This window comes from Nonomuraea sp. NPDC049152 (assembly GCF_040648355.1).
Taxonomy (GTDB): Bacteria; Actinomycetota; Actinomycetes; order Streptosporangiales; family Streptosporangiaceae; genus Nonomuraea.
Genome location: NZ_JBEZDO010000018.1, coordinates 211,573 through 218,128, shown reverse-complemented (window position 1 = coordinate 218,128; position 6,556 = coordinate 211,573). Strand labels below are relative to the sequence as shown.

Sequence of the window (6,556 nt, the reverse complement as noted above, 5' to 3'; positions counted from 1 at the left end):
TCGGTGTCGAACTTCGCGGTTTCGCCGGGGACGTTGTCGTCGGGTACGTGGGTGGCTTCTTCGTTGACGCCGCGGCTTCATGCGAAGGTGAATGATCCTGATGATCGTAATGTGAAGTTGGCTGTTGAGGTTCAGCATGATCCGGCTGTGCCGTCGCAGGGTTCAGGGTTGATCTGGTCGCATACTGACTCGTCTTTCTGGTCGAATTATTTGACGTTGAATGCCGATGTGCCGGCTGGGAAGTTGTCGGATGGCTGGCGGGTGCAGTGGCGTGTTCGGGGGATCGCTGAGGGTGGCGCGACGGGTGCGTGGTCGGCGTGGCAGTCCATGCGGGTGGAAGCAGCCGTGTGGCAATGGACTTCCCCTTTGGACAATTCGCAGGTTGGTACCCTTCAACCCGCGTTGGCGGCACATGCAAAGCCAGGAGACAGTTCGCTAGCCGTTTCCTACTGGTTTCAAGTGTGTGAGGGCAAGCCGGATGCCTGGAAATGGTGCGACAGTTCTGCATCATGGGAAACCTCATGGAGTTGGCAGGTACCGGCGGCAAGGCTTAAGTGGGGCCAGACGTACTGGTGGCAAGTCAAGGCGTCCACAAGCTACGCGGCAGTGACCTCGCCATGGCGTAGTTTCACCACTTCTCCGGACCAAGGAAGTATCAACTCGCTGTTGGCTACCGGAACCGGCGGTCGTGAGTTCGATCATGTAACGGGTAACTACACGCAATCGATCACCGACGCCAGTGTGCCCACCGTCGGACTGCCGCTTGCGGTGACACGCGCCTACAACGGCCTCGACCCGCGCTCGGACGGTGCTTTTGGTGCGGGCTGGAGCACGCGTTGGGACACCCGGATCCTGCCGGAACCGCACACCTACACCCTGCTGGTCACCTACCCGGATGGCCGTCAACTGCGTTTCGCCGCCAAGGGCGATGGCACCTACGCGGCTCCGCCCGGCACCTACGCCACGCTCGCCGAGGTCAATGCTGGCGGTTGGCGGTTAATGGACAAGTCCTCTACCTCCTACTGGTTCGACGCCTCCGGTCGGTTGATCAAGGTCAGCGACCGCCGCGACCGAACGCAGGATCTCGTCTATGGCGCCGACGGCAAGCTGTCCAAGGTGACCGCCACCGGGGGCCGTTCGCTGACCTTCACGTGGACCGGCAACCACGTCACCACTGTGTCCACAGACTCCGTCGGCGGCACGCCGCTCACCTGGACCTACACCTACAGCGGTGACCTGCTCACAACGGTGTGCGCGCCGGGCGCCGGTGAGTCCTGCACGACCTACACCTATACTCCGGCCTCCCGCTACCGGAGCGTGATCACTAACGCCGAGCCCACCGGCTATTGGCGCCTGGGCGACGCGGCCGCGACCACGGTCGGTGCAAAGGTGCCCAGCTCGGCCGGATGGAACGTCGACACCGACGCTATTCTTGCCGGGACTACAGCCGACGTCACCAGAACCACCCCGGGCGCGCTGGCCGGAACCAGCAACGGCGCGATGCGCTTCGCTGGCACCGCTAACTCCAGCTACGTTCGTCTCCCTTCCGGCGCGATTAACGGGCGCGGCGGCCTGCTCGCGGTCGAAGCGTGGTTCAAGACCACCGGCTCGGGCACCGTTATCGGCTACCACAACACCGGCAGGAGCACTTTCACACCCGTCGTCTACGTCGGAACCGATGGCAAGCTGCGCGGCCAGTTCTACACGGGCACCGCCAAGCCGATCACTTCCACGATGTTGGTGAATGATGGCAACTGGCATCACGTGGTCCTGACGGGAGCGGAAAACACGCAGACTCTCTTCCTGGACGGTCAGAGCGCCGGCACGCTCGCGGGCGAGATCACGCACCTGGACCAAGGCGAGGCGGAGATCGGATACGGTTACGCCTCGCCGTCCTGGCCCGCCTCCGTGACCAATGCTGGCCCATTCCCCTTCGCTGGGGAGATCGACGAGGTCGCTGTGTATGGGAAGCCGCTGGGCCTGGCTGAGATCCGCACACACTATGCTGCCAGGTTGGTCCAGCCGCAGCTGACTAAGCACACCCTGCCCTCGGGCCGGATCTGGGCGTCCAACGCCTTCGACGCAGACGGTGGACGCCTGCTCACTCACACGGATCGCAATGGCGGTACGTGGAAGCTCAGCGCCATCCAGTTCACTAGATTCAGCGACGGTCAGGACGGGCTGGCCCACGCCACAATCGTGACCACAGATCCGAACCAGGGCACGCTCACGTATGTGGTCGACGCCACCCGCGGATACCGACCAGTTTCGGAAGCAGACCAGCTAGGCAAGGTCACGCGGTACGAGTACGACAGCGGCGGCTACCCCGCAAAGGTCATCGACCGCAACGGCAACGTGACGGAACTATTCCATGATCTGCGCGGTAACACCATCGGTGTGAAGCGATGCCGGTTTGTTGACAATTGCCAGACCGCGTCTAGCGAGTACTACCTGAACAAGGACGAGGTCTTCGATCCACGCAATGACAAGATCATTGTTTATCGGGATGCTCGTTCTTCCAGGAGCACCGATGACACTTACGCCACCCGTTGGGAGTACAACCAGCACGGCGAGGAGATCAAGGAGACTATCCCTGCGACTGCGGACTTCCCGCAGGGACGATCAACGCAGCTGTCGTACACCGATGGTAGCGAGGCGGCCGATGGTGGTGGGTGGACGCCTGCGGGACTGGTGAAAGCGGAGATCGACGCTAAGGGCAAGGAATCCACTTACCGCTACACGGCGTCGGGCGACCTCGCGGAGGAAGCCGACCGCGGTGGATTACGCATCAAGTACGGCCATGACGCGATCGGGAGAGTCATCTCCCGCACTGAGATCTCGCAAGCGCATCCGCAAGGCGTGATGACGACCATGACCTACAACGGGTTGGGTCGTATCCTCACGCACACCGGTGCTGCGGTGAAAAACGAGATCACGAACGTCACGCACACGCCACAGACCAAGTACGAATACAACCAGGACGGGCTGGCGGTCAGCGAGACCGCGGTGGATCTCACAGGGGGCGATCCTGACCGAGTCATCTCCTACACCTATGACGACTTCGGGCGCCTTGAGACACAGACCGGGCCGGAGGGCGGTCTCGTCCGCTACGCCTGGGATCACACTGGCGCACAGACAGCAGTTACCGATGAGCTGGGAAACCTCTACCACTACACGTACTCCCCGCGTGGGGAGTTGGCGTCTCGGACTCTGAAGAACTGGACGGGCAGCCCGGTCGCGCCGCAGGCGCCGCGTGACCTCGTGTTGGATGCCTACTCCTACGACCCGGAAGGGCGACTGGCAGCCGAAGTCGACTCGATGGGGCGGAAGACGTCCTACACCTACTTTGATGACGGCCTTACCGCACAGGTCCTCGCGGACGACGTCAAGCTCAACGGTGCGACGACGACGAAGGACGTCGTGCTGGAGTCGAATACCTACGACGCCGCGGGCAACGTCACCAAGCGGGTGACCGGTGACGGGAAGGAAACCATCACCCGCGCCTATGACGCCGCCGCCCGGGTGACGACAGAAACCTTTGATCCGACTGGGCTGGCCCGCAAGGCCGTCTATGTCTACGACGCCAACGACAACCTGCTGAAGAAGACGTTCAGCGCCGTGGAGACGACACGAGCTGAGTCTGTCGAATATGCGTACAACATCGATGACATGCTCATTCGGCGGTCAGTGAACAATGGTGACTCCGACATCGTCACTACCTGGGCCGTGGACGACCGCGGGTTGTTGGTAGGAGAAACAGATCCTCGTGGCAATGCGGCGAACGCCGACCCCATTGCCTATCGGACCACCTTCCGCTATGACGCTGTCGGACGGTTGATCGAGGCCCAGGCGCCATCTGTCACTGTGGAGAAGAACGGCGCAGAAGCAGCCGCTGAGCGGCCGAGCACTCGATTCGGATACGACAGTGCTGGCCGTAGGACCAACGTCGTGGACGCTGAGGGCGGCGCCACCACCGTGGTGTTCGACCGGCTGGGCCGTAAAGTCAGCCAGAAATCGCCTGTCTATACGCAGCCTGGCGGTACCGCGCTGACGCCGACGGTCGGTTATACCTACGACAAGGCGGGTCGACTCACCAAGCTGGTAGATGAGCGTGGCTCCACATGGGTGACGGAGTACGACGCGCTCGGAAACCGTGTACGGGTGACCGAACCGGCGCCAGCCGGGCAGTCCGCCGGCCAATGGGTGTACGAGTACGACACACAGGGCGAACTGCTGACCAGCGTCGACCCGACAGGCGCGCGCACTCAAGCCACGTATGACGATCTCGGCAGGCAGATCACCAGCACCATCATCGAACGCAAGCCGACGCCTACTGCTCTCGTCACGGCCGTCGAATACGACGGCGCCGACAACAAGGTAAAGGAGATCGCGCCAGGCAATCGGAGCACGACTTTCGACGTCAACGCAGCTGGAGAAGTAACCGCGGTAACCGACTCGCTTGGTGACGTCACCCGGTATGCCTACGATCTTGCGGGGCGGGAGACGAAGACCGCTGACCCGCTCGGCAACGCGACACAGACCGAGTACGACCTTGCCGGACGGCGCACGGTCGTTAGAGAGCTCGACAGTGCCGGTGAGATCCAGCGATCCGTGGCCTATGGATACGACCTGGCTGGCAACTCCACAACTGAGACCTCCGGCGAAGGCCGGATCACGAGACGTACGTTCGACGCAACCGACATGATCACGAAGGTTGTCGAACCGGTCTCTGACACGCAGAACATCACGACGACTTTCGGCTACAACGCGGCAGGAGAGCTCACCCGCGCCACCGACGGCCGCGACCAGACCGTGCGGACGACGTACAACAGCCTCGGCCTGGTCGAGTCGGTGATCGAGCCTGAGACGCAGGCGCATCCAGCGCTTGCCGATCGCACCTGGATCAACGTCTACGACGCTGGAGGCAATCTCACCAGCGTCCGTAAGCCGGGTGGCGTCCAAATGGATAGGCAGTTCGACCACTTGGGTCGGCTGACCAAGGAAACCGGAAGTGGCGCCAGCGTCACAACGTCGGAACGGACGTTCGGCTACGACCTCGCTGGACGTCAGACCGGCATCGGCGACTACAGCCTCGAGTACAACGACCGTGGATTGCTCACCAAGGTCACCAAGAGCACCAAGCAAATCGCCGCGTTCAACTACGACGACATGGGCAACCCCCTTCAGCGCACGGACACCAACGGCACGGCGAACTTCACCTGGGACGCCGACGACCGCCTCAAGACGGCCGCAGAGCCCGTCACCGGACGCACCTTCACCTACGACTACGACACGGCTGACCGACTAAAGTCGTTGACCTCGGCCAACCCGGCGAACACTCAGAGCTTCGGCTACGACGCGATGGACCGGGTGATCAGTCACACGTTGCTCAACAGCAGCGGGGCCCAGCTTGCCAAGATCCAGTACGGCTGGAACAAGGACGACCAACTCGTCTCCAAGGAGACCACTGGTACGGCAGGCGCGGGTGCCAATACCTATGGTTACGACCAGGCTGGCCGTCTGACGTCATGGAAGGGTCCTGACGGCAACCTCGTCACCTACGAGTGGGACGCTGCCGGGAATCGCACCAAGGCAGGCGCGGACACCTTCGTCTACGACGAGCGCAACCGTCTCCTCTCTGGCGCGGGAACCGACTACGCGTACACGCCGCGCGGCACCCTGCAGAGCGAGACCAGTTCGGGGGTCACCAAGAGCCTGACGTTCGACGCCTTCGATCGGATGATCTCCGACGGTGACGCGAGCTACGGCTACGATGCGCTCGGTCGCTTGACTTCGCGCACCCGCCAGAACGTGACTGAGAACTACCTGTACTCAGGTATCGACAACGACATCAGCTCTGTCACTGACAGCAATGGTGCTGTGATCGCGAAGTACGGTCGTGATCCGGATGGCAACCTCCTCGGCCTGCAGGAGGGCTCTGATCCCGCTCTCGGCGTGATGTCCGACCAGCACAGCGACATGGTCGCCACCTTCTCTGGATCCGCGCTGGTGGACTCGGCTGCCTACGACCCCTTCGGCAAGGTGCTGGCTCGGACAGGCACTCAGCGCCGAATGGGCTACCAAGGCGAGTACACCGACCCTGCCACCGGCAAGGTCAACATGCTGGCGCGCTGGTACATGCCGGGCACCGGCGGATTCGCATCCCGTGACGACGTCACACTCAGCCCATACTCCTCGATCAACCTCAACCGCTACACCTACGCGAACGGCGACCCACTCTCGCTCAGTGATCCTTCGGGGAACTGCCCCATCTGTATCCCGTTGTTGTTCGCCGCCGCGCGCGTAGCTGCGCAGATCATCGCCCGTCGCATCGCCCAGCAGATGGCGGCTGCGGCGGCACGCGCGGCCGCGGCGAGGCTTGCGGCAGCGGCGGTAGCGCGGGCCGCACAGCGAGCGGCTCAGGCTGCCGCGCAGCGAGCGGCTCAGGCTGCCGCGCAGCGTGCGGCAGCGGCGGCGAGGGGGAAGGCCACCACGCCGGCCAGGTCTGCCAAGCAACCGCCTAAGCCGGGTAACGGTAGGCCGACGTCGAGTAAGC

The 6,556-nt window shown here is 63.0% G+C and carries 1 protein-coding gene; it reads left to right on the top strand.

The features are described 5' to 3' along the window. Positions 1-666 precede the first annotated feature (666 nt). Positions 667-6,556, top strand: a 5,890-nt coding sequence (locus AB0B45_RS30145; protein ID WP_358137288.1) for an RHS repeat-associated core domain-containing protein, incomplete at its 3' end; no start/stop codon positions are given.